Raw genomic sequence first — 24,411 nt, forward strand, 5'->3', positions numbered from 1 at the left:
TCGTTACTTATGCTTGGATTTCAAAGATTTTTGCTATCTTTGAGCATTCATTTCATAATTTTAAATTTAAAAGAATAACATTATGGCTAATAAAAGAGATTTAAAACGCACTATCAATTACATCACCAGCGAACTCTTCGCTGAGTGCGTAGCAGCCTCATTGTATAATGGCAAACCAGAGCAAGAAGACGTGGACGGCATCATTTCTGTCATTGTTATGACCAATACGAATTTCATCAAACGTGTCTCTCATCCGGAACCAGGTATGAAACAGACCGTATATTATAAGAATCTCGTTTCTGATTTCAACAAGCAAGTTTGTGAGATTATTGATCAAATTGCTAATCTCGCTTAGTCCTATACCTTATTATATATGTTACAAAATTTTTGTCGCTGGATTTTATATAAGAAATTAGGGTGGAAAAAGGATATCACGGTTGATTTGCCGGAAAAGTATATTATATGCTTAGCTCCGCATACAAGCAACTGGGATTTGTTTCTTGGACAGGCTTTTGCCAAGGCTGAAGGTATGAAGTCTAACTTCTTGATGAAAAAGGAATGGTTCTTCTGGCCTCTCGGTCCTATTTTCCGCAAGATGGGTGGCATTCCGGTCTGGAGAAGTAAGCATACGAGCATGACTGATAATTTGGCTGAAGAGGCTAAAAAGAGAAAGTCTTTCGTGCTTTGCATCACACCTGAAGGAACCCGTTCTCTTAATCCAGAATGGAAAAAAGGTTTCTATTTTATTGCACAGAAGGCTAATATTCCTATCCTGCTCTATGGTGCTGATTATGAAAAGAAGCTCATTCAGTGCACAAAGAAGATGATTCCATCAGGCGATGTAGATAAGGACATGCGCGAAATCAAACTTTATTTCAAGGACTTCAAGGGTAAAAAACCGGAAAAATTCACTATCGGAAACATCGATTGAAGTAAAAAGTAAATATCAAAACTTAGAAATAGGTAATGATAAAGGTAAGTAAACTTATAAATAAGTCAGCTTATAAATAACTTAGAGGTAAAAAATTGAATAAGAAAAAATATCTTAAATATTGGGCATTCTGTTGCTGGCTATTGATGCCGGCAACTGCAAATGCGCAATATCTTGAAGGCAATACAAGGGCCTGGGGAGACATCGAATATACCGATGATCCCTGGGTCTTTAATGCATCACATCCTTACTTTATAACTGAAGGATTGCAGAACCGCCATCTTTCAGTATGGGCATCGCATGGCAGATATTATGATAATGATCAGAAACGCTGGAAATGGCAACGACCAAATCTCTTTGGAACTACCGAGGATTTGTTCACGCAAACCATCGTTGTCCCTTATCTGATTCCGATGCTTCAGAATGCCGGTGCCATTGTTTTCACTCCGCGTGAAAGAGATTGGCAAAAAAAGGAAATCATAGTTGATAATGATGATCCTATCAAAGCTAATTACTACAAAGAAACGGTAAATGGGAAAAAATGGAAAACAGGAAAGGAACCTGGATTTGCTGCTATAAAGGCACTCTACAATGATGGGGAAAACCCTTTTACTGACGGTTCCATCAGAAAGGCTAAAGCCACTAAAAAGAAGAATTACAGTGAAATCAGCTATCAGCCAAATATTCCTGATGCTGGTAAATATGCTGTCTATGTAAGTTATCAGACTTTGCCGAAAAGTGTAAAGGATGCTAAATATCTCGTTTTTCACAAGGGGCAGGTTACAGAATTTACAGTCAACCAGAGAATGGGAGGCAGCACATGGGTCTATTTGGGCACATTTGATTTCGATAAAGGTTGCAATGAGTTCAATCGTGTTGTCGTGACCAATCAGGCTTCTTCCAAAGGTATCGTGACAAGTGATGCCGTAAGATTTGGAGGCGGTATGGGAAATATCCTTCGTGGTGGATACAATAGTGGATTTCCCCGTTGTCTGGAAGGGGCAAGATACTACGCACAATGGGCTGGCGCTCCCTACTCCGTTTATGGAGGAAGAAAGGGCAATAACGATTATGCTGATGATATCAATACCCGTTCGCTCATGACCAACTGGCTGGGTGGTGGTAGTGTCTATATGCCTGCTAAAGACGGCAAGAATGTACCTATTGAATTATCACTTGCCATTCATAGTGATGCGGGATACAATTCAGACGGCAAATCTGTATATGGATCTTTGGCTATTTGCACAACCAACTTCAATGATGAGAAGTTGAATACGGGTATTTCCAGATTTACATCCAAGGATTTTGCCCAGGCATTGCTGAAGAATCTCGTTACAGATATGAGATATAAATATGGTGATTTTGGTGAACGCTATCTTTGGGACAGAAATTATTCTGAAACAAGATTGCCAGAAGTGCCTTCTGCCATTATCGAGACTCTCTCTCATCAGAGTTTCCCTGATATGAAACTGGCTCAGAATCCAATGGCAAAATTCACCATTGCTCGTTCGCTGTACAAGACCATTCTCAGATATGTTTCCTCCAATCATGGCAAGAAATATACGGTTCAACCTTTGCCTCCTAATCACTTTTCTGTAGAGGTGAACAATCAGGGAATAGCCACTCTTTCATGGAGTCCGCAGACGGATAAAACAGAACCGACTGCAGCTCCTACCTCTTATGTATTGTATATAGCAGAAGGAAGAAGTGGCTTCGATAATGGACAAATTATCAGAACTGCTGCCTGCCAGATCAAACTGGAACCTGGTAAGATGTATAGCTTCAAAGTGACCGCATTAAACAAAGGTGGAGAAAGTTTTCCTTCTGAGACATTGGCTGCTCTCTACAATCCGAAAGCTCGCCATACCGTATTGATAGTCAACAATTTCCATCGTTTGGCTGCACCTCAAGTGATAGACAATGAAGCGGAACAAGGTTTTGATTTCGATCAGGATCCAGGAGTAAGTTATGGACTGAATGCCGGATGGAATGGAAAGCAGAGAGTTTTCAAGCGTTCTAAAATGGGCGTGATGACTGCTGATGGACTTGGCTATTGTGGTGACGAAATGGCAGGACAAATGATTGCAGGTAATGATTTCAATTATCCAGTAGAACATGCCAGAGCAATTGCTACTTCTAATCTGTATAGTATTGCCAGTTGCTCCAGCGAGGCCATCCTTTCTGGGAAGGTAAAAATGAGCAAGTACCCAATAGTAGATTTGATCAATGGACTCGAAAGATATGATGGCTACACGCCTGAATACTACAAATCTTTTACTCCTACCATGATCAATAAGATTGAAAATTACATACATCATGGAGGACGTTTATTGGTGAGCGGCTCCTACATCGGAAGCGATATGCAAACGGATGAAGAGAAAAATTTCCTGGCTAATACGCTGAAGGTGCAATATCAGGTTTCAGACAGTCTGAAAGCCACACCGATGGTTAACGGATTAGGAATGAACTTTGATTATTACGACAAATTGAATGACAAGCACTACGCTGCAACACATCCAGATATTCTTGCCCCAATTGATGGGGCTATCTGCACAATGCAATACATAAATGGAGCAAGTGCAGCTGTAGGATATAAAGGCAATGGGTATGGTTCATTCACCATGGGCTTCCCTTTCGAGTGTATCAAGAATGAGCAGACACGTGGACAGTTAATGTCTGGTATTCTCAAGTATTTACTTGGCAACAAGTAATGATACTTTTTTCTGATATATCCGACAAGTCAATGCATTCAACAAATCTGAATATGATAAAAAAGAAATAATAACCCTTTAAATGTAGAATATTATGTATAAAATTCAAGCAAACCAATCAGGTACTCGCTCAATTGAAGTAAGCGACCTGCATCTTGAAACTATTGATAAGTATCAGCTTCTTCGCAATCTGGTGGACAGTAATGGAATCATTGATGAAGAAGTACTTGAAAAATTGAAATTGAATGTCCGCTCTTTATTGGAAGCAGACAACTGTCAGGACAAGAATCTTTTGGATCTATGCCTTGACGTTATTTATAATAGCAATATGAAAGCCTTAGGCCTTCATAACTTGGTATTGCTTTATGTAGATTGGAAAGAGAAGAAGGAAACTGAGGAGGCATCAGAAGCTGAACCAGATGCGGTTAATGACTAACTCCTGAACCTCTTTAAGACAGATTTTAAATGGATTATAAATTAACAGATTTTTTACCAACAACTAAGAAAGAATGTGAACTCAGAGGGTGGGACGAACTGGACGTTATCCTGTTTTCTGGAGATGCCTACGTAGATCATCCATCCTTCGGAGCAGCTATACTTGGCAGAATTCTTGAAGCCAATGGCTACCGTGTGGCTATTGTGCCTCAACCTGACTGGCATGGTGATTTCCGTGATTTTAAAAAGCTTGGACGCCCACGTCTGTTCTTTGGAGTTTCTCCAGGAGCCATGGACTCGATGGTAAATCGTTATACCGCCAATCGCCGTATGCGCAGTGAAGACGCTTTCAGTCCAGACTCACGCCATGACATGCGTCCAGACTATCCTTCTATCGTCTATACTCAGATATTGAAGAAACTTTTCCCTGATGTACCTGTGGCTCTTGGCGGTATAGAAGCTTCGTTGCGCCGTATCAGTCACTATGATTATTGGAAAGACGAATTGCGCAAGTGCATTCTCTGTGATTCAGGTGCCGACCTCATTCTCTATGGAATGGGTGAACGTTCTATTGTAGAACTTGCCAACGCTTTTGCTGAAGGAAAAACAATGGACGAGATTCACGAAATGTCACAGGTTGCTTTCTATTGCAAGGAAAAAGATATTCCTGGAGGATTCAAGGATGACGATATCATCCTGCATAGCCATGAGGAGTGTCTTCACAACAAGAAAGGTCAGGCCGAAAATGTGCGCCATTTGGAGGAAGAAGCCAATAAGATGCATGCACAGAGAATGATTCAGGAAGTGGATGGAAAATATGTTGTGGTCAACCCTCCTTTTCCTCTGATGACAACAGAGGAATTGGATGCTGCTTTCGATTTGCCATATACCCGTCTGCCTCATCCAAAATATAAAGGAAAAACAATTCCTGCGTATGAGATGATCAAGTTCTCTGTCAACCTGCACCGTGGCTGTTTTGGCGGTTGTTCTTTCTGTACCATCTCTGCTCACCAGGGCAAATTTGTGGTATGCAGAAGCAAGGAAAGTATTCTGAAAGAGGTGAAGAAAATCATCGCAATGCCTGATTTTAAAGGATACTTGAGCGATTTAGGCGGTCCATCAGCTAATATGTATGGAATGCATGGCAAAAATCAGAAGGCCTGTGAGGTGTGCAAACGTCCATCATGCGTAAATCCCCAGATTTGTCCTAACCTCAATACGGACCATAGCAAACTCCTCGAAATTTATCATGCAGTTGATGCCCTGCCTGGTATCAAGAAAAGTTTTATAGGTAGTGGAGTCCGCTATGATTTGCTATTGCATAAAAGCAAGGATGAGAAGGTGAATCAGGCTGCAAGGGAATATACGCGTGAACTGATTACAAAGCATGTGAGCGGACGACTGAAAGTGGCACCAGAGCATACAAGTCCGGAAGTTCTCAAGTTCATGCGTAAGCCATCGTTCGACTTATTCTATGAATTCAAACGCATCTTCGATAAGATCAACAAGGAAGAGGGACTTAACCAACAAATCATTCCTTATTTCATCAGTTCACATCCGGGCTGTCATGAAGAGGATATGGCGGAATTGGCTGTGATAACCAAGGGACTGGATTTCCATCTTGAACAAGTACAGGACTTCACTCCTACTCCGATGACAATCTCTACGGAAACCTGGTACACAGGATATGATCCATACACTTTGGAACCAGTTTTCAGTGCCAAGACTCAGAAGGAAAAACTCGCTCAGAGAATGTTCTTCTTCTGGTATAAACCAGAAGAAAGAAGGGCTATTGAATCTGAATTACGTAGAATTGGCAGAAGCGACCTGATTGCGAAACTATATGATAAGCGTGATATGAGAGGCGGACACACTTCTGCAAGATTCGATGCTAAAGCTATCGGCTCTACTTACGACAATCCTGGCGTTGGTCGTGGTGCAAGAGGAAAGAACAGACAGGGAAATTCTTCTTATGGCTCCAATTCCGGAAGGAATGGTAGAAATCAATCATACCAACCTAAGGGATATGGCAATGTAGGATGCTATGATGAGGATAAATATCTCAATAATGGCAAACCTCTGAATGCCCGTAACCGTAATGATGGTTCACAAAGACCACTATCTCCTCGCGAACTTGCCAAGTCTGTAAAAGAGCAGTTGAAAGCCGATAAAGGTTCTGGATTCTTCAAGGATAAAAAGAAAAAGAGTTTCAACCCTAATTTTGATGAAGGAAATCATAGACGCGGTGACGTGAGTCAAAATCGCGGAAACGGCAATAAAAATCATGAAAAAGGTAGAAATTCGGGATCTTTCACAGGAGATAATAGAAATAAAGGCAATTCCGGAAGAAGAGGTAAAAGATAATCATCATTATCATATATGTAGGGCAAGTTCTCTATAAAAGTGCAAAAATGTAGCAGTGATGTTAAAATAAAAAATGAGCAGTCATTGAATTGAAAGAAACGTTTTCAAAACAAATGACTGCTCATTTTGCGTATGTCACCTAAAAGAGAGAACCAACTTGTTTTTTTTATAGCGCTCGGGGATAGCACAAAAGTGCCCTGACTATAGCACTTTTGTGCCCTTCAAAAAGCATTTTTATAGAAATGAGAGATACGAGTGCTATCTCCGAAAGATAGAGGTGCTAAATGACTTGTTTCTATTCCCCAATAGCCTTACTTTTAGGAAAGTAAAAAAACAAACATTTTAAATCTTATCCACAGACTATTAGTACAATAATAATTTAAAATATATTCTCAAAATCATTTAGCTCCATCAACAACTCTGCAAACTCTGATTCCTATCTGGCTCGGATGTTTCATCATATAAGTACGCAGAAGCATTGGTTCATCAATTACCTTCTTGTGAATACTGCTTGCATTAAGCATATGGAGTCCATCTTGATGCCAAGATGCTATTCCTATATGCGTCGTATCAAGTCCCTTTTTATTGGTTATCATGACAAGGATGTCGCCATTATGAATGATATTTCGGAATAACCGACTATCTACGATCTGCTCTTTTGGAATAAACCGATAACTTTTACCACTAATCTGCTCTTCCAATGCCTTAATACCTTGAAGTCGCTTTGCATTATTTTTTAGCATCTTATAGCTCTGCTGGTGAGTAGTCATCCAATTCACAGAAACATGCTGAACTTTGGTAAAAGGAGGATTGTTCTGAATATCAGTAACGATGCCTTCCTCTACATTATCACTAATCCAAACAGTAAAATAATGCTGTCTCTTTTCATAGGCAATTTCTCCATTGATATAACGGACATGCTGAAGCTGTCGGCAAAAATCTGCGAAATCCCTTTTTCCATTCCCGGACATACAACGAGTCAAAGCTGTCACAATTTCAACAAAAGTCGTACAGTCGAGTTCTGAAGTATTAATAACCAATTTTTCTTCCTCCGCCCTATCCAAAGTTCCTCCTACATACGGAACACCTATGAATTTCTTTCCAAACCAAAGCATCCAACTTTTCGGTTTTTCTTTGAGTTGGGAAGCCTCTCGAAGTAAGGAATTGATACGGGAAACATCTGCTTGACTATATGTTGCCTCAACCTGATAATGTACATTATCGTCAGCACAAAGATTTGCTACTTTATCTGATGAAGACCTTAATGGAGAAAGATGAGCATCCTGATGACTATCAATATTCTCCTTCTTAACTCCTTTAGAATCCGAAACTCTATTAGAAACCGACTTAGGATGCGGTTCGAACGTACAACTTCTCGTTTGTCCTACAGCCAACAATGAAGCCAGATTTAAAATCTGACTGGCTAAAATAAACTTAAAATACATCATATCAATTATGTTTTACTTCCTGTAAATCATTAATGGTGGCGCTTACGACCAAAGTTCACGCCCACATAGATATTCAGCGAACCAAAAGAACTATTAGTAGAAAACTGTTCTTTCTTATAATTATAGGTATGGATTACTGTACTGGCTCCAGCATACCACTTCGTATTATTCCATACAATACCAAAACGACCAATACCATCAAGATTGAAATTCTTGAAACTGAAATCATGAATATCCAATCTGCTATGTTCTGTATCTGATCTCGATTTGTTGTAAGCAAGGCCTATAGATAGCGAAGCATTAAATAGGAAGTTCTTTGCAAAAACCCAATTATAAGCATATCCGCAAGAAACAGAGATGTCTGAATATTTCACCTTCGAGAAGGTTAAAGTACTATCTATTCTTGATTTTCCATCTTCCTTTTTTCCTAATTTCTCATCTACAAGAGAACTCAACTTATCCCAGTCAACATCAAGCGTATGCCGCATATAACCAATCCCTAAGAGCATAGAACCAGCACTTTTTCTTTGGCAGGTACTTTGTGAGTAAGCTGCTGGGTATGAGAACTTTCTATGGTTGAAGATATAGTAAAGATTAAACCCTTTAATACTGGATTTAAAACCATCAAAAGGAACTTTGTGCATCGGTGATGTATCAAGTTCGCTGCTCAGATTCATGCGTTGTACATGATAATCATTACCAGTTTGTCTCCAAAACAAATCGATGCCCAACATACTACTATACAAGCTTAAGTCAAACTCTTTCTTATTGGTATGTTGAGAACTTGCATTGATATGTTTGAGGTCGAGAGTATAACCAAGGAACACCCAGCGCCAACCCAGATAAGGTCCGAGGCGGAATGTTGGATCAGGAGCAAAAGATATGCGCTGACCTTCCTTGCTGGAAAGCGTATATTCCTCATAAGTATTCGTATTCTGAAGCATTACAGTATAATTATAATGCTGCGGTTCTATATAGGAACTGTCAGTAACATTAAATTCCCGGAAAAACTTCGTAAACACATCCCCCACACGATGGAAAAAAGTCTTTTTATGTTTTTCCCTAATGAGACTATCAGGTGAATTGGATTGAAACATCGATCTATTGAAGAGAACGTTGAAACCGATAGAATCACGCTCCCCTATTTCCGTTGCATGAATAGATGCAACGGAAAACAGCAAAAATAATCCTATATAATATCTCTTCATCTCAATCACGATGTTTATTACTTTACAGAATACGAGTAAAAACTTATTCAAATTCTATCAGAAATCTGATTAAATCAGAAACCAGAGTAGCCGAATGAATATTCATCAGCCCTATGAGCCTCTAGTTTTTCCAAAGAATACGGTCAAGTACCCAATTGGTAGGTGTAGCAGAAATAGCGGTACATTCACAAATACCTATTCCCTGTAAATCTTCTATCACCTTCTGGATGATTGGTAATTGAACGTATGGCGGATTTGGAACAACGATATCTTTCTTTCCTTCGGAATTAATTAATCGGATAGGTTCGTAATTGAAAACCGAGAAAGACAGTGAGCCCTTGTCACCAATGATTTCGATACAATCTTCCTTAGCACTTTCATGACCAACAAAACACCAGCTTCCACTGCCAGGAATGCCACTCTCAAAGAAGAAACATGCAGAAATCGTATCTTCAGCTTCATACAAGTGAGCACGATTTGCCGGATATCCGTGAGCACGTGTAATCACACCAAACAAATCTTGCAAAAGATCAATCTGATGTGGAGCTAAATCATAAAAGTAGCCACCACCAGAAATATCCGGTTGCAATCTCCAAGGCATTTCCTTTCCACTATGATAGTCTAAATCGCGTGGCGGAACAGAAAATCTTACCTGCACATTGATGACATCTCCAATTCCTCCACTTTGAATAATTTCCTTAACTTTCTGGAAATAAGGGAGATAACGGCGATAATAAGCAACAAAACATGGCACACCTGTCTGTTCGCTAATACGATTGATACGAATACAGTCGTTATAGCTTGCAGCCAGAGGCTTCTCAACATAAACAGGTTTACCAGCCTTCATAGCCATAATAGCAAAAGTGGCATGAGAAGAAGGTGGCGTGGCGATATAGACCGCATTTACATCAGGGTCATCAATAAGTTCTTGAGCATCAGTGTACCATTTTCTGATATGATGGCGCTCAGCATAACTGCGCGCTTTCTTTTCACTTCTGCTCATAACCGCAACAACTTGTGAGCCAGGAACTTCATTGAATGCTGGTCCTGACTTTTTCTCGGTTACCTCACCGCAGCCGATAAATCCCCACTTAATTTCTTTCATTGATTCTGATATTAATATTTGAAGTGTTCAGAAACTTACTCACTCAAAGACTTGTTGATTTCATCGATATAATCAAGCACTTCATCCCTTCCCATTTTCTTTTCACTACTGGTTATAAAATAAGGAGGGAGTTCTTCCCAGCGATCCTCCAATGCTTGCATCCACTTCTGGGCATTCATTCTTGCCTTTACAGGACCTAACTTGTCAGCCTTGGTAAACACAATACAGAAAGGTATGTTGCTTTCGCCCAACCAATCTACAAATTCACGATCTATCTTCTGCTGCTCATGGCGAACATCAATCAATACGAATACATTTGCCAACTGAGGGCGCTGAAGAATATAACCTGCAATCATCTGTTCCAGTTGCTTCTGAACTGTCTTGGAGCGCTTGGCAAATCCATAACCAGGAAGGTCAACCAAATACCATTCGTTATTGATGATAAAGTGGTTGATTAACAGAGTTTTACCTGGTGTGGCTGAAGTTTTTGCTAAACCCTTGTGATTGCAAAGCATATTGATAAGACTTGACTTACCTACATTACTTCTGCCAATAAAAGCATACTCTAATTTATTATCTTTAGGACACATGCTCACTCGAGGAGCAGATATCGTAAATTCTGATTTTTTAATCTCCATTGTTACTGATATTATGTTACGATTATTATTTTATATGTTATACTTTACCCCATCCAGTTTCTTTATTAGAATACCGAATATCGGTTATTAAAGCAATTCTGAAAGTTCAAGCCATCTCATTTCCTTTTCGTCAAGTTCATCCTTGATTTGTGGCAATCTCTTGCTTTTTTCTGTCAGTTCCTCCACACTCAGTTTTCCGCTACAGAGTTCTTCCTCCAATAGCTTCTGTTCTTTCTCTAAAGCTTCGATTTCCTTTGAAAGCTGTTCGTACTCACGTTTTTCCTTAAAGGACATCTTCCGTTTGTTTTCGAAGTTTACATCACGTTTAGCAGTACCACTGGCATTATCACTATTCTTAGCATCAGCTATCTTTGACGCCGATTTTGCCTTAGTGGATTCCTCTTCATTTTCCTTAGTTTGCAACCTGCTCCAATCACGATACTGGGTATAGTTGCCAGGGAAATCCTGAATATCACCCTCTCCCTTGAATACAAGCAGATGATCTACAACCTTATCCATGAAATACCTATCGTGACTGACTACTATAACACATCCAGGAAAATCCTGAAGATATTCCTCCAGAACCTGCAACGTCTGAATGTCCAGGTCATTAGTAGGCTCATCCAGAATGAGGAAATTCGGATTACGCATCAATACGGTACACAGATAAAGCTTTCTCTTTTCTCCTCCACTCAACTTATATACATAATTATGTTGTTCCTCCGGTGTAAAGAGGAAGAATTGGAGAAATTGAGAAGCTGTCATGTGTTTGCCACCAAGATCGATATAGTCGGCAATTTCTGTGATTACATCAATAACCTTCTGGTCCTCACGGAATTTCAGACCTTCCTGAGAAAAATAACCAAAGCGTACAGTCTCACCGATATCAAATTTACCCTCATCAGGATTCACTTCACCCAAGAGCATCTTGATAAACGTCGATTTACCGGTACCATTATTACCCACAATACCCATTTTCTCAAAACGGGCAAAGTTATAATAAAAATGGTCGAGTATCACCTTTTTATGACCGTGATCTTCAAAAGCCTTGCTAACATACTGGCATTCAAAAATCTTGCTGCCAATATAAACTGTCGAAGCCTTCAATCTGACCTGCCTGTCCTCAATGCGCTGTTTGGCAACTTTTTCAAGTTCATAGAATGCCTCTTCACGATAGCGTGCTTTATGGCCACGAGCTTGTGGTTGCCTGCGCATCCAGTCAAGTTCTCTTCTATACAAATTTTTAGAATGTTGTATCTCAGCACGAAGATTATCCATTCTTTCCTGACGTTTCTCCAGATAATATGCATAGTTACCTCGATAGGTATAAATAGTCTGGTCGTCCAATTCAAGGATAACATTACAAACCTTATCAAGGAAGAAACGATCGTGAGTAACCATGAAAATAGTCTTGTTTCCACGATTCAGATAACCCTCCAGCCATTCTATCATTTCCAGATCCAAATGGTTAGTAGGCTCATCCAACATCAGAAAATCGGGTTCTTCTATCAGTACATTAGCAAGTGCTACACGTTTTTGCTGGCCACCACTGAGCTGCCCCATAGGTTGCTCAAGATTAGTGATATGCAATTGCGTAAGTATCTGTTTAGCTTTCAGTACCTTTTCCGGATCTCCATTATGATTGAAGCAAGCATCCAATACAGTCTCCGCTGGATCAAAGTCTGGTGATTGCTCCAAATAACCGATTTTCAAGTCTCTACGATATATAATATCACCGTTTTCATACCCCTCTTTATTCATCAGTACAGACATAAGAGTAGATTTGCCCGTACCATTACGTGCAACAAGTCCCACCTTCTGTCCTTCAGCGATGGAAAAAGAGATTTTATCGAAAAGAACCTGGGCTCCAAACCGCTTAGTAAGGTTCTGTACATCTAAATATGGTGTCTGATTTGCCATTTTTATTGAAATTTTGTGCAAAGATACAAAAAAAATTTGGCAGAAACGATTTTTTTAATTATCTTTGCACTCGGAATTTGTACGATAGGTGTTTCTCCTCTTGAAACACCTTTTTATACTATCAAGAATCATATACAATATAACTATTATAAATAATGTATAGCAAAGACGAATTAACTTCTAGGAATGTCGCAACATTGAAGGACATTGCTAAACAAATTGGCGCAAAGATTAAATCAAGCGACAACAAGGAGACTATCATCTATGCCATCCTTGACGCTCAGGCAGAAACAGCGCCTCAACCAGTAAAAAGAAAGAGAGCTCGCATTGCCAAAACAGAAGATAAGGTTTACACTGTCAAGGGAAAAGACGGTGAAAACTTTGACGTGATGAAAAATCAAGCTACAGGTCCTTCTGCACACGAGGAACCTAAATTATTTAATGAGTCTGATAATACTCAAGAAGGAACACAGCCGGTTTCTGAACCAGCAAACTCAAATACTGAACCACAAGAAAACAAAAATACAGAAGTTAGTGATCAATCAACAAATTCCCCAGAGGAACCTGTTATTGACTTTCCAAAGCATCGTGGTAGAAAAAGCAAGGCTGAATTGGAAGCTATTGCTATAGCGAAAGCTGCTGCGCTTAAAAAACTGCACGAAGCAAAAATGGCTACTCAAAATGCCACTAACACTGAAATGTACTCTTCTGCAAATGAGAATAATCAAGATGCTGCTCCTGTAGAGGAAAAACTACCTACAAATGCAATATCTGCAGAAAATACGGTTTCAGATGTTAATACTGGAAGCGAAAATGATATTGAAAATAAGATTGAAGAAAATCATTCTGAAGGAAACAGCACAGAAGAAAACATTGTAGCAGAGAATAATCCTACTGGTACTTCTCTGGATAATACTGAAAGTTTTATTCCTGAGCAGGCTTTCGATCATTCTCAAGGGGCAAATGCTCAGCATAGTGAATTGATTGCACAGTTGCAGGCTAAAATGAATGCTCAAAATGAAGAAGAAGCATATCAGCAACACGTAACTGTTCAAACATCAAATAATAACTTTGAACAAGTTTGGGAAAACGATCCAGGTGATGGTACAGACTTTATCCCTGTAGTAGATTTACCTATTGAAGATCAGTCTGCCCTGCCAACATTCGACATATTTGACAGACCGATGACTTCTGCTGCAGCAAACCAGCAAGATCAAGTTGCTCAATCTGAAGCAACCGATACACAAGTACAGGAAAGTGAACCATTATACGATTTCAGTGATATTATTTCATCCAATGGCGTTCTCGAAGTAATGCCTGACGGTTACGGATTCCTTCGCAGTAGCGACTACAACTATCTGTCGTCTCCTGATGATGTATATGTAGCATCCAACTTTGTCAAGCGATATGGTCTCAAAACGGGAGATGTTGTACTCTGCAAAGTACGCCCACCACACGAAGGTGAGAAATATTTCCCATTGACTTCTATTGATAAGATCAATGGCCGTGAACCATCAGAAGTAAGAGATAGAATACCGTTCGAGCATCTTACCCCACTCTTCCCTAATGAGAAATTCTCTCTCTGTGGAAATCGTGCAACCACAAATCTCAGCACAAGAATCGTTGATCTGTTCTCACCTATCGGTAAGGGACAGCGTGCGTTGATTGTTGCGCAGCCTAAGACTGGTAAGACAATTCTGATGAAGGATATTGCAAATGCGATTGCTGCCAACCATCCGGAGGCTTATCTGATGATGCTTCTCATCGACGAACGTCCAGAGGAGGTTACTGATATGGCTCGTACTGTAAATGCAGAAGTAATTGCATCTACATTTGATGAACCAGCAGAGCGCCACGTGAAAATTGCAGGTATCGTCTTGGAAAAAGCAAAGAGAATGGTAGAATGCGGCCACGACGTTGTCATCTTCCTTGATTCTATTACACGATTAGCTCGTGCTTACAATACTGTTGCACCAGCTTCTGGTAAGGTTCTTACTGGTGGTGTGGATGCCAATGCTCTACAGAAACCAAAGCGTTTCTTCGGTGCTGCCAGAAATATTGAGGGAGGTGGATCGCTGACGATTATTGCTACAGCCTTGATTGATACTGGTAGCAAGATGGATGAAGTTATCTTTGAGGAATTCAAGGGTACGGGTAATATGGAGTTGCAGTTGGATCGTTCTCTCAGCAACAAACGTATCTTCCCTGCTGTCAATCTGGTTGCTTCATCTACACGTCGTGATGATCTCTTGCAGGATAAGATTACCCTCGACCGTATGTGGATTCTGCGCAAGTATATTTCAGACATGAACCCTATTGAGGCTATGAATACCATCCACAATAGCATGCAGCATACAAGAAATAATGATGAGTTCTTACTCTCTATGAACTCATAAGAATGAAAATAAAGATATCCTATTTTTTATTTAGGAGAATATAAATAATAAACGGTTATTTGTACAAACTGATGTTACAAATGACCGTTTATATTTTTCTAAATAAATAATATCTGCTTACCGTTATCTACGAATTTCTGATTTACAATATCGATATTTTTCCACAATTCCAATTCTTTTTCTATTTCTGAAAAACCAGCAATTTCCTCACCATAATTGAAGAGTCGCTCTATCATCATGCCATAAGTCAGATGATCTATCTTCTCTATCGGATGCAAGACAACCGATTCTTCAAAACACCCCCTTTTCTCGCTTCTAATCTCAACCAGCAATTTGGCCTGCAGGAGTTCCCTCACTGCCTGATTGACAATTTGTTGCGGTATATTCGTCAACTCATGAATCTCTTTCGGTGTATATGCCTGTTCTCCATTATTAAACTGCCTACATACCAAATGCATAACCATTCCGCATACCTTGATACGCTGCACCAATTTCAGATCATCATATCTGAGGTCTCCATCATAATAATGTATGTTCTGATTAGTATGACAAAGCAAAGCACCAAAGACCACTATAGCCCACGAAATCTGAAGCCATAACAGAAAAAGCGGAATAGCTGCTAAAGAACCATAAATGACATTATAGCTGGAAAGGAATACTTGCAAATAAATGTAGCCATACTGCAAGGCTGTCATACAGATACCTGCCAGGAATGATGGTACAAGGGTGCTTCGAAATCTTATATAAGTATTCGGAATAACACAGTAACAGAACACAAAGAACAGAAACATCGGAACAAATGCAGCCAAATGGAGGATAAACGAAGGAATTGTTTCCCCTATATCAGCGATCTTATCGACATTATCCACCATATTAACAGTCCATACATTAATACTCGAAGCAAAAAGTATCATGAGACTTAAACCGAACAGAATGGTAGGATATTCTGTAAAAATCTGTTTCCATGAACGTTCTCCCGTATGCCAGATATCATCAAAGGTAAGCTCAATTTTCTGCATCAGAGAGATGATAGTATAGAGAAACATCACGATACCCGTACCGATGATATAGTTGCTCTGGGTATTCTCAATATAGTTTTGTACAAAATTTACAATAGTTTGAGCCACAACCGGTTGTGCCTCAAAAGTAGTAGAAAGCCAGGATTCTAATAAGGATGAATACCCAAAACCTCGGGCAATGACAAACATCATCGCCATAAAAGGAATCAAAGCCATGAAGGAGGCAAAAGTCAATGCTGCCACATCCCTGACCCACATATCCTTTACATAGAAGATACGACCAGCAAGCATACCCATCTTTATCCAAGATTTTACTCTGCCTCGGAAATCTTTGATATTAGAAGAATTAAATTCTCTAAGATCTTCGTAATATCTTAGTATTCTGTCTATTACCCCCATATTCAAAAGTTTTACGTAGTTAAAAACCAACAAATCCCTCCACAACATCATCAGATGCCGTAAAGGGATTTGTCTTAGTATAATTGCTATTCAGCTCTACAATTAATAGAACTTGAAGTAGTTGCGGGCATTGTTGTAAGAGATATCTTCAACCATGCGAGAGAGACTCTCCATATCGTTAGGAAGCAAACCCTTCTCTACATCATTACCGAGGAGGTTGCAAAGCAAACGACGGAAATACTCATGACGTGGATAGCTCAGGAATGAACGAGAGTCAGTCAACATACCGACGAAACGGCTCAAAAGACCGAGCACAGACAACGCATTCATCTGACGTGTCATACCATCGAGCTGATCATTGAACCACCAGCCAGAACCAAACTGAATCTTACCTGGGCAAGAACCATCCTGGAAATTACCAAGCATAGTAGCGATTACCTCATTGGCACATGGGTTCAAGCAATAAAGGATTGTACGAGTCAACTTACCCTCTACGTTCAATTCATTCAAGAAATTACTCATAGCACGAGCTGTAGTAAACTCACCAATAGAATCAAAACCAGTATCAGCACCCAACTTATTGTACATCAATGTGTTATTATCGCGGATGGCACCATAGTGATACTGCTGAGTCCAATCAGCAGCATGATCCATCTCAGCACAAATTCTCAAGAAAGCATGCTTGTACTGACGAACCTCAATAACTGACAACTGCTGACCACGCATAGCCTTTTCAAAGATAGTCTCAATCTGAGAATCAGTATATGCCTCGTCATAGAATTCCTCAATACCATGGTCACTCAATTTACAGCCATTCTCTGTGAAGAAATCGTGGCGCTTCTGAAGAGCATCAACCATATCCTGGAATGTTGAGATAGTAACACCAGCAACTTCACCTAACTTGTTCATATACTCAGCGAAATCAGGCTTCTCGATATTCATAGCCTTGTCAGGACGCCAAGCTGGAATCATCTTGATTTCAAAACCGCTCTCACGGGTCTGCTTGTGATAACGGAGATCATCAATTGGATCGTCTGTTGTACAAACACACTCTACATGATAATGGCGCATCAAACCGCGTGCACTGAACTCAGGCAACTGCAATTTCTCGTTGCACTCATCAAAGATCTCACGAGCGGTCTTAGGGCTCAACTGTTTGTCAATACCGAAAGCTGTCTTAAGCTCGAGATGAGTCCAATGATACAATGGGTTGCGGAATGTATAAGGAACAGTTTCGGCCCACTTCTCGAACTTCTCCCAATCGCTTGTATCGGTACCAGTGCAGAAACGCTCATCTACACCATTAGTTCTCATGGCACGCCACTTGTAGTGGTCACCCCCGAGCCAAAGTTCAGTAATACTCTTAAACTTGTGATCATTAGCTACCATCTCTGGAATAAGATGGCAGTGATAGTCAATAATTGGCATTTTAGCCGCATGATTGTGGAAAAGATCCTGCGCAGTCTTAGTGTCGAGCAAGAAATTTTCATCCATAAATTGCTTCATAATTGTATAGTAGTTTTAAATATTTTGCTTTTGAAAAACCTTTTGGGAATTCCATTAACTATTTTCTTTGCAAAAATAACTCAAATTTTCGGTAAAACAAAATAATAATAGAATTTTTAATCAGATTTTTACTTAAACGATTACGGAAAAGGTAAAAAAAAACAAAATAAATCTCCCAAGTAGTCATACATGGAAGATTTATTTGTTTTTTATTCTTTAATTCTCTTCAATTCTTAATATTTATAACAGGCATTTATGCCATAGGTCATAAATTCATCAGAAGAAAACACTATTCATACAGTCCATTCACTAGACAGACTACACAATAATACGAGTCTTGTGATAATTTTCACGGAATTCACTTGGTGAGCATCCTTTTTTCTTCTTGAAAATACGATTGAAGTTACTCAGATTATTAAATCCGCAATCAAACCCGATTTCACTGATAGATTTTGCAGTATCTACCAGCATTCGTGCTGCATAACCCAACCTCAAATCAATAATATACTCACTGATATTTCTTCCAGTGTGCAACTTAAAGAATCTACTGAATGCACTTGGACTCATACCAGCCATGTTTGCAAGCTCTGGCAGTCTCAGTTCATCCATATAATTCTTAGAGATATAATTCTTTACCTTCAAAATTCTTCTACTGTCATCCTCCACGGTAACCTTCGCATAACTGGTAGAAGCTAAAGTCTTAGCACCATCACACCGTGAAAGTTCATACAATATAGTCAAAAACTGCTGAACGGCATAAAAGCCATCTTTGACAGAACTCAAAGTATCCAACAATCCATATACTTTCATAATGGCTTTCATCGGAAACACAAGTCCTTTCTTGGCTTGCTGCATCATTCTTGTAATACTTGAATACGGATTTCTGCCAAAGAGCGTTTCAGTACCCATACTGAAGTCAAATTGTATTGTAATCTCTCTGATATCCTCGCTGCGACAATCATTCTGTTCCCATACATGTTCAAGGTCAGGAGAAGTAATCAAACACAAATCATAATCACCGATAATTTCCTGTGAGTCACCCACTATGCGTCGGACACCTTTAGCATTCTCCACAAAATTGAGTTCAAACACAGAGTGATTGTGAATAGGATAAGTAAACTCCTTTTTATGACGGTCTGCAATGTATAAAACATCTTTTCCCATCAGCGGAGTAATTTCATGTATGATTCTTCTATCGTCTGACATAAAGTAGCTATTAGTGAAATTCAGAATAATTCAGTGGTAATATTTCGGAAAATGAGCAAAATCAAAGCTAATGTCATCAGAAACGCAAGTCCTTGATGATATCGCTCATCTTCTGCTTAGTTGCAATTCTTGTTGGAACAAGAGGCAATCTAAGTTCATTTTCTATGAAACCCATATCATTGAGCAAAGCCTTTACACCAGCAGGGTTACCATCTACGAAAAGCAAGCTATAAAGCTCTGTAAATGCATGATGAATCTTACGTGCTGGCTCATATTCACCACGGAACTCCAAGCGGATCATACGGCTGAATGCTTTAGGAAGAGCATTACCAATGACTGAAATCACACCTGCTGCACCACTGGCTACCATAGAGAAAGTCAATGCATCATCACCACTGATAACATCAAAATTATCAGGTTTATTCTTGATAATCTCATCTACCTGTTCCAAGCTGCCACTTGCTTCCTTGATTGCTACAATATTAGGGAATTCACGGGCGATGCGACAAGTTGTTTCAGGTTTCATGTTAACACCTGTTCTACCTGGTACATTATATAATACGATAGGCAGAGGACTAATTTCAGCGATTGCCTTAAAATGCTGATAAAGTCCCTCCTGAGAAGGCTTATTATAATAAGGACAAATACTGAGGATGCCATCAATACCGCTCCAATCAGTATTCTTGATTTCATCTACTACAGCAGCAGTATTATTACCCCCGCAATATTTCAAAATCTTGACACGACCATGATTGACCTCTTTGACAAGTTCAGTGATTTTATCTTTCTCATCTTTAGTAAGACAAGGCGCCTCGCCAGTTGTAGCAAGGATGCAAAGGAAATCTGCACCATTGTCAATTTGAAACTCTACCAATCTCTTCAGAGCCTGGTAATCTACCGAACCATCGGTCTTAAATGGAGTAATGAGAGCTATACCTAACCCTTTAAAAATATTCTGTGCCATAATCAATTTTCAAAATTAATCGCAAAATTACAAATTTATTGCCAAATTGCAAAACAAATTGCCATTTTTCTTTCAAAATTGTATCAAAATTGAAAAAATTTGGTATTATTATCGCATATATCGCATATTTTTCGTAATTTTGCAGCTATGAGTAGATACTTTATTACCTTTAGTTATGATGGTACAAACTATCATGGATGGCAAATTCAGCCTAATGCAAATACGGTGCAGCAAGAGTTGCAACGAGCGTTGTCTATTTTACTCCGAAAAGAAATTGAAGTTGTAGGGGCCGGACGTACAGACACAGGAGTTCATGCCAGAAAAATGGCAGCTCATTTTGATTGGGAACATAAAGATCAGGCAGTATTATCTTCTGATGAAAATAAAGATATGTCTGCGAATAAGGAACTTCTTCCGATTTCTTGCGACCAGATGGTTTATCGCCTGAATCGAATTCTCCCAAGAGATATATCTGTATGGGATGTTTTCCCTGTAGCAGATGACATGCATGCCCGTTTCTCCGCCACCTCCCGTACCTACCATTATTATATACATACGCGAAAGGATCCATTTGAACGTCATTTCTCTCTCCAAATTAATTACCCATTGGATTTTAATAAAATGAATGAAGCAGCCAAATATTTCCTTCAGCATGAAGACTATGCAGCATTCTGCAAGGCTGGTGGTGATAACAAGACTACCATTTGTCATGTTACAGAAGCGAAATGGGTGCAAACTTCCCCTACATCCTGGTATTTTGAAATAACAGCCAACCGTTTCCTTCGCAACATGGTGAGAGCTGTGGTAGGAACATTGATTGATGTAGGCCGTGGGAAAATAAGCATGAATCAATTTCTTGAAATTTTGCATCAGGGAACAAGAAGTGATGCCGGCGAGAGTATGCCAGGCAATGCTCTTTTCTTAGAAGATGTAAGCTATCCGGAATTATAGCTTTAAGATCATCCGAAAATTAAAACAATTGCATCCAGAAATAAAATCCATTGCATCCGGATAATAAACACAAAAACTTCCTGTTTTTAAAACAGAAACAATTCTGATTTATTTAACGAAAAAAATATATAAACCAAAAACTCGCTTGGAGAAACTTTATTCAAACGAAAGTTTCTTCAAGCGAGTTCTTAATTGTTCTGCCTCACTCTTGCGAATGGAAAGCTTTATACTGCAGGTGTTATCAAAAACCTGATCCACAATACGAGGATTCATTTCCTTTACAATTCTCATTACATCATTCATCATCGGATAAGTAAAATCATAAGTCACAATTTCTTCTACCTGTCTGATTTCCTTTTCACAATGAGCCAATGCCTCTATTGCTGCTTCACGATAAGCAACTATCAAGCCACTTGTTCCAAGTTTTACTCCACCGAAATATCTGATAACCACTATCAGAATATCTGTCAATTCTGCCTTATTGATCTGTCCTAAGATTGGTTTTCCGGCAGTAGAAGACGGTTCGCCATCATCATTCGCCCGGAATTCATTTCTTTCAGGACCCAACATATATGCATAGCAACAATGTCTGGCATCATAGTATTTCTTCCTATAACCTGCCACTATTTCCTTGACTTCTTCGACAGATGTCACATGATGGGCAAAAGCGAGGAACTTACTTCTTTTCTCAGTGTACAGTCCCTCGCCTACTTGATCTTTTATAGTTTTGTATTCGTCAATCATTCCATTTAAGTCGTCAATTATATAAACCAAACTGTCCTACATAAATTCTGTAGAATAGTCGGACTTATAAGTCGAACTCTTTAATCTAATTTATGAATTATCAAACCGCTGCGCAGTTTTGGTTCAAACCAAGTTGCCTTAGGTGGCATAACCTTACCACTATCAGCAATGTCCATAATCTGCTGCATAGTTACCGGATGAAGTGCCAATGCCATCTTCATTTCACCACTATCTACACGGCGTTTCAGTTCACCAAGTCCACGGAGACCACCCACAAAATCAATACGCTTGTCAGAGCGTAAATCCTTGATTCCAAGAATTTCATCGAGAATCAAACGGGATGAAATATCAACATCCAATACACCGATAGGATCTTCATCATCGTAAGTACCCGGCTTAGCAAACAATCCATACCATTTACCATCCAGATATAGGAGGAATGAATGAAGGGCTGCAGGTTTCAGAATATCTAAACCGAATTTATCGATAGCTTCCTGAATTTCCATCTTCTCATAGCATGGAATACCTTCATCATCACCTGATACGTTGATATTAATAGCATCAATCTCAATGACTTCGAAGTTTTTAGCCAAAGCATCGAGGAATTGTTCTGAAGTCAAACCGTTCAAGTCCTTCACTACTCGATTATAGTCAAGAATTGTCAACTGACTTGCTTGGAAGCAAACTGCCATAAAGTAATTGTATTCCTCCTGACCAGTATGATGAGGATTATTCTTAGCCTTTTCAGCACCAACCAAAGCAGCAGCAGCTGAACGATGGTGACCATCAGCTATATAGAGACTTGGCATCTTCTCAAACTCCGCTGTAATGGTGGCAATATCCTGATCATCGCTTACAATCCAGAATTGATGACGGAATCCGTCAACAGGAGCAATGAAATCATATTCCGGTGTAGTAGCAGCATAGCGAACCAAAAGATCGTTAAGCACCTGATTATCAGGATAAGCAAAGAATACAGGCTCGATATTTGCATTGCAAACACGTACGTGCTTCATGCGATCCTCCTCCTTATCACGGCGAGTCAACTCATGCTTTTTAATCACACCCGTCATATAATCGTTTACATAAGCACCCACCACAAGACCATACTGAGTCTTGCCATTCATGGTTTGGGCATAAATGTAATATTGTTCCTTATCATCCTGTTTCAACCAACCGTTCTCCTGAAACTTTCTGAAATTCTCAGCAGCACTTTCATAGACTCGTGGATCATACTCAGAAGTACCAGGTTCAAAATTGATTTCAGGTTTGATAATATGATAAAGACTCTTCTCGTTGTCACCAGCTTCGGCACGAGCCTCTTCAGAATCGAGCACATCGTATGGTCTTGATTCCACCAGTTCCACCAGTTCCTTTGGCGGACGAATGCCCTTAAAAGGTTTAATTTTTGCCATAATGTTGTAGGTATTAGAGTGCCACGCTAACATAGTATGGCACTATGATAAAACACAAAAGCCCACAAAGGATACTATCATACAGTACCCTCTGCGAGCTCACCTATTATTCTTTTATTACTTGTTTACCTGGAATTTGGTACAGCCATCCTTGAAGAATGCATTGATCTGCTTAGCAGCAGCAATACCTGCATTGATATTAGCCTCTGCAGTCTGTGCACCCATCTTCTTAGGAGTAGAGAAATAGCGACCTTCAAACTTAGCAAACTCAGAATCAGCAACAGGCTTGATATCTGTAATAAACTTCAAGTCCTCACGCTCAGCCATCAGCTTAACCAACTCTTCTTCGTTGATAACTTCCTTGCGGGCTGTATTAATCAAGATACCTCCCTTAGGCAACTGGTTTACAGTCTTATAATCGATGCTCTTGATAGTCTCTGGAGTAGCAGGAATATGAAGAGAAACGATATCACAAGTCTGGAACAGTTCATCCTGACTCTTGACAGCATGAACACCGGCAGCCTCAATAACATCAGCAGGGCAGAAAGCATCATAAGCAGATACTTCCATACCGAAGCCCTTAGCGATGCGAGCAACATTTCTACCCACATTACCGAAAGCAAGAATTCCCAATTTCTTACCCTTCAATTCAGAACCTGACTTGCCATTGTAGAAATTACGAACAGCAAATACCAGTAAACCGAAAACCAATTCGGCAACTGCATTAGAGTTCTGACCCGGAGTATTCTCAGCTACTACATTGTGAGCAGTAGCTGCAGCAAGGTCAATATTGTCATAACCTGCACCAGCACGTACTACAATCTTCAGATTCTTGGCAGCATCCAAAACTTCAGCAGTTACTTTGTCAGATCGGATGATCATTGCATCCACATCTTTCACTGCATCCAATAGCTGAGTCTTTTCTGTATATTTCTCGAGCAGGACAAGTTCATTGCCTGCACCTTCAATTTCTTTCTTGATACCTTCAACAGCAGCTGCTGCAAAAGGTTTCTCTGTTGCAACTAATACTTTCATGATTGAATTTGATTAG

General features: G+C 39.7%; 18 protein-coding genes and 1 pseudogene. 7 read left to right on the forward strand and 12 right to left on the reverse strand.

Going from position 1 to position 24,411, the window contains the following annotated elements:
- Positions 1–82 precede the first annotated feature (82 nt).
- The 5 genes and pseudogenes from DW917_RS06975 to DW917_RS06995 form a co-directional block, all read left to right on the forward strand.
- Complete coding sequence (locus tag DW917_RS06975) at positions 83–355, forward strand: hypothetical protein (RefSeq protein ID WP_022111323.1); 273 nt, start codon at positions 83–85, stop codon at positions 353–355.
- 18 nt (positions 356–373) lie between these two features.
- Positions 374–931, forward strand: a complete 558-nt coding sequence (locus DW917_RS06980) for a 1-acyl-sn-glycerol-3-phosphate acyltransferase (RefSeq protein WP_022111324.1) — start codon at positions 374–376, stop codon at positions 929–931.
- 95 nt (positions 932–1,026) lie between these two features.
- On the forward strand, positions 1,027–3,642 hold the full coding sequence (locus DW917_RS06985) for a xanthan lyase (RefSeq protein ID WP_370453522.1): 2,616 nt from the start codon (positions 1,027–1,029) through the stop codon (positions 3,640–3,642).
- A 94-nt stretch (positions 3,643–3,736) separates the two neighbouring features.
- Positions 3,737–4,078: a hypothetical protein gene (locus tag DW917_RS06990; RefSeq protein WP_118117301.1), complete on the forward strand. Its 342-nt coding sequence runs from the start codon at positions 3,737–3,739 to the stop codon at positions 4,076–4,078.
- Positions 4,079–4,107: 29 nt separating this feature from the next.
- A pseudogene (locus DW917_RS06995) lies at positions 4,108–6,108 on the forward strand (YgiQ family radical SAM protein); the annotation flags it as partial.
- Positions 6,109–6,839: 731 nt separating this feature from the next.
- Here DW917_RS06995 and DW917_RS07000 read toward each other — a convergent pair.
- From DW917_RS07000 to DW917_RS07020, 5 genes are all read right to left on the reverse strand, one after another.
- A complete protein-coding gene (locus DW917_RS07000; RefSeq protein WP_233524662.1) occupies positions 6,840–7,889 on the reverse strand; it encodes an N-acetylmuramoyl-L-alanine amidase-like domain-containing protein in 1,050 nt (349 codons plus the stop codon).
- A 29-nt stretch (positions 7,890–7,918) separates the two neighbouring features.
- Complete coding sequence (locus DW917_RS07005; RefSeq protein WP_370453523.1) at positions 7,919–9,148, reverse strand: DUF4421 domain-containing protein; 1,230 nt, start codon at positions 9,146–9,148, stop codon at positions 7,919–7,921.
- 70 nt (positions 9,149–9,218) lie between these two features.
- Entirely contained in the window at positions 9,219–10,202 is a 984-nt protein-coding gene (locus DW917_RS07010) for a Gfo/Idh/MocA family protein (protein WP_022111330.1), read from the reverse strand.
- 35 nt (positions 10,203–10,237) lie between these two features.
- Complete coding sequence (yihA, locus tag DW917_RS07015) at positions 10,238–10,840, reverse strand: ribosome biogenesis GTP-binding protein YihA/YsxC (protein ID WP_118117302.1); 603 nt, start codon at positions 10,838–10,840, stop codon at positions 10,238–10,240.
- An 87-nt stretch (positions 10,841–10,927) separates the two neighbouring features.
- Positions 10,928–12,760, reverse strand: coding sequence for an ABC-F family ATP-binding cassette domain-containing protein (locus DW917_RS07020; RefSeq protein ID WP_118117303.1), 1,833 nt, complete (start codon positions 12,758–12,760; stop codon positions 10,928–10,930).
- Between the two features lie 155 nt (positions 12,761–12,915).
- Here DW917_RS07020 and rho point away from each other — a divergent pair, with 155 nt between their 5' ends.
- Complete coding sequence (rho, locus tag DW917_RS07025; RefSeq protein WP_118117304.1) at positions 12,916–15,156, forward strand: transcription termination factor Rho; 2,241 nt, start codon at positions 12,916–12,918, stop codon at positions 15,154–15,156.
- 98 nt (positions 15,157–15,254) lie between these two features.
- On the opposite strand, the gene DW917_RS07030 is transcribed toward rho, so the two are convergent.
- The 4 genes from DW917_RS07030 to dapA all read right to left on the reverse strand — a co-directional run bounded on the left by DW917_RS07030 (position 15,255) and on the right by dapA (position 20,250).
- The gene (locus DW917_RS07030; RefSeq protein ID WP_158570078.1) at positions 15,255–16,574 is read right to left on the reverse strand and encodes a YihY/virulence factor BrkB family protein; all 1,320 of its coding nucleotides are present in this window, start codon (positions 16,572–16,574) and stop codon (positions 15,255–15,257) included.
- Positions 16,575–16,676: 102 nt separating this feature from the next.
- Complete coding sequence (uxaC, locus tag DW917_RS07035) at positions 16,677–18,080, reverse strand: glucuronate isomerase (protein ID WP_118117306.1); 1,404 nt, start codon at positions 18,078–18,080, stop codon at positions 16,677–16,679.
- 318 nt (positions 18,081–18,398) lie between these two features.
- Positions 18,399–19,286 carry an AraC family transcriptional regulator gene (locus DW917_RS07040; RefSeq protein WP_118117307.1) on the reverse strand — a complete coding sequence of 296 codons (888 nt, stop codon included), beginning with the start codon at positions 19,284–19,286 and terminating at the stop codon, positions 18,399–18,401.
- 76 nt (positions 19,287–19,362) lie between these two features.
- Positions 19,363–20,250, reverse strand: a complete 888-nt coding sequence (dapA, locus tag DW917_RS07045) for a 4-hydroxy-tetrahydrodipicolinate synthase (protein ID WP_118117308.1) — start codon at positions 20,248–20,250, stop codon at positions 19,363–19,365.
- Between the two features lie 147 nt (positions 20,251–20,397).
- Here dapA and truA point away from each other — a divergent pair, with 147 nt between their 5' ends.
- Positions 20,398–21,201, forward strand: a complete 804-nt coding sequence (gene truA / locus DW917_RS07050; protein WP_118117309.1) for a tRNA pseudouridine(38-40) synthase TruA — start codon at positions 20,398–20,400, stop codon at positions 21,199–21,201.
- Between the two features lie 156 nt (positions 21,202–21,357).
- On the opposite strand, the gene DW917_RS07055 is transcribed toward truA, so the two are convergent.
- From DW917_RS07055 to DW917_RS07065, 3 genes are all read right to left on the reverse strand, one after another.
- Positions 21,358–21,945 (reverse strand): YigZ family protein, encoded by a 588-nt coding sequence (locus DW917_RS07055; RefSeq protein WP_118117310.1) that lies wholly within the window; start codon positions 21,943–21,945, stop codon positions 21,358–21,360.
- 80 nt (positions 21,946–22,025) lie between these two features.
- On the reverse strand, positions 22,026–23,360 hold the full coding sequence (locus DW917_RS07060; protein WP_118117311.1) for a DUF1015 domain-containing protein: 1,335 nt from the start codon (positions 23,358–23,360) through the stop codon (positions 22,026–22,028).
- Between the two features lie 117 nt (positions 23,361–23,477).
- Positions 23,478–24,395: an NAD(P)-dependent oxidoreductase gene (locus tag DW917_RS07065; RefSeq protein ID WP_118117312.1), complete on the reverse strand. Its 918-nt coding sequence runs from the start codon at positions 24,393–24,395 to the stop codon at positions 23,478–23,480.
- Between the last annotated feature and the right edge of the window lie 16 nt (positions 24,396–24,411).

Source organism: Prevotella sp. AM42-24, from assembly GCF_003461825.1.
In the GTDB taxonomy this organism is placed as follows: Bacteria; Bacteroidota; Bacteroidia; order Bacteroidales; family Bacteroidaceae; genus Prevotella; species Prevotella hominis.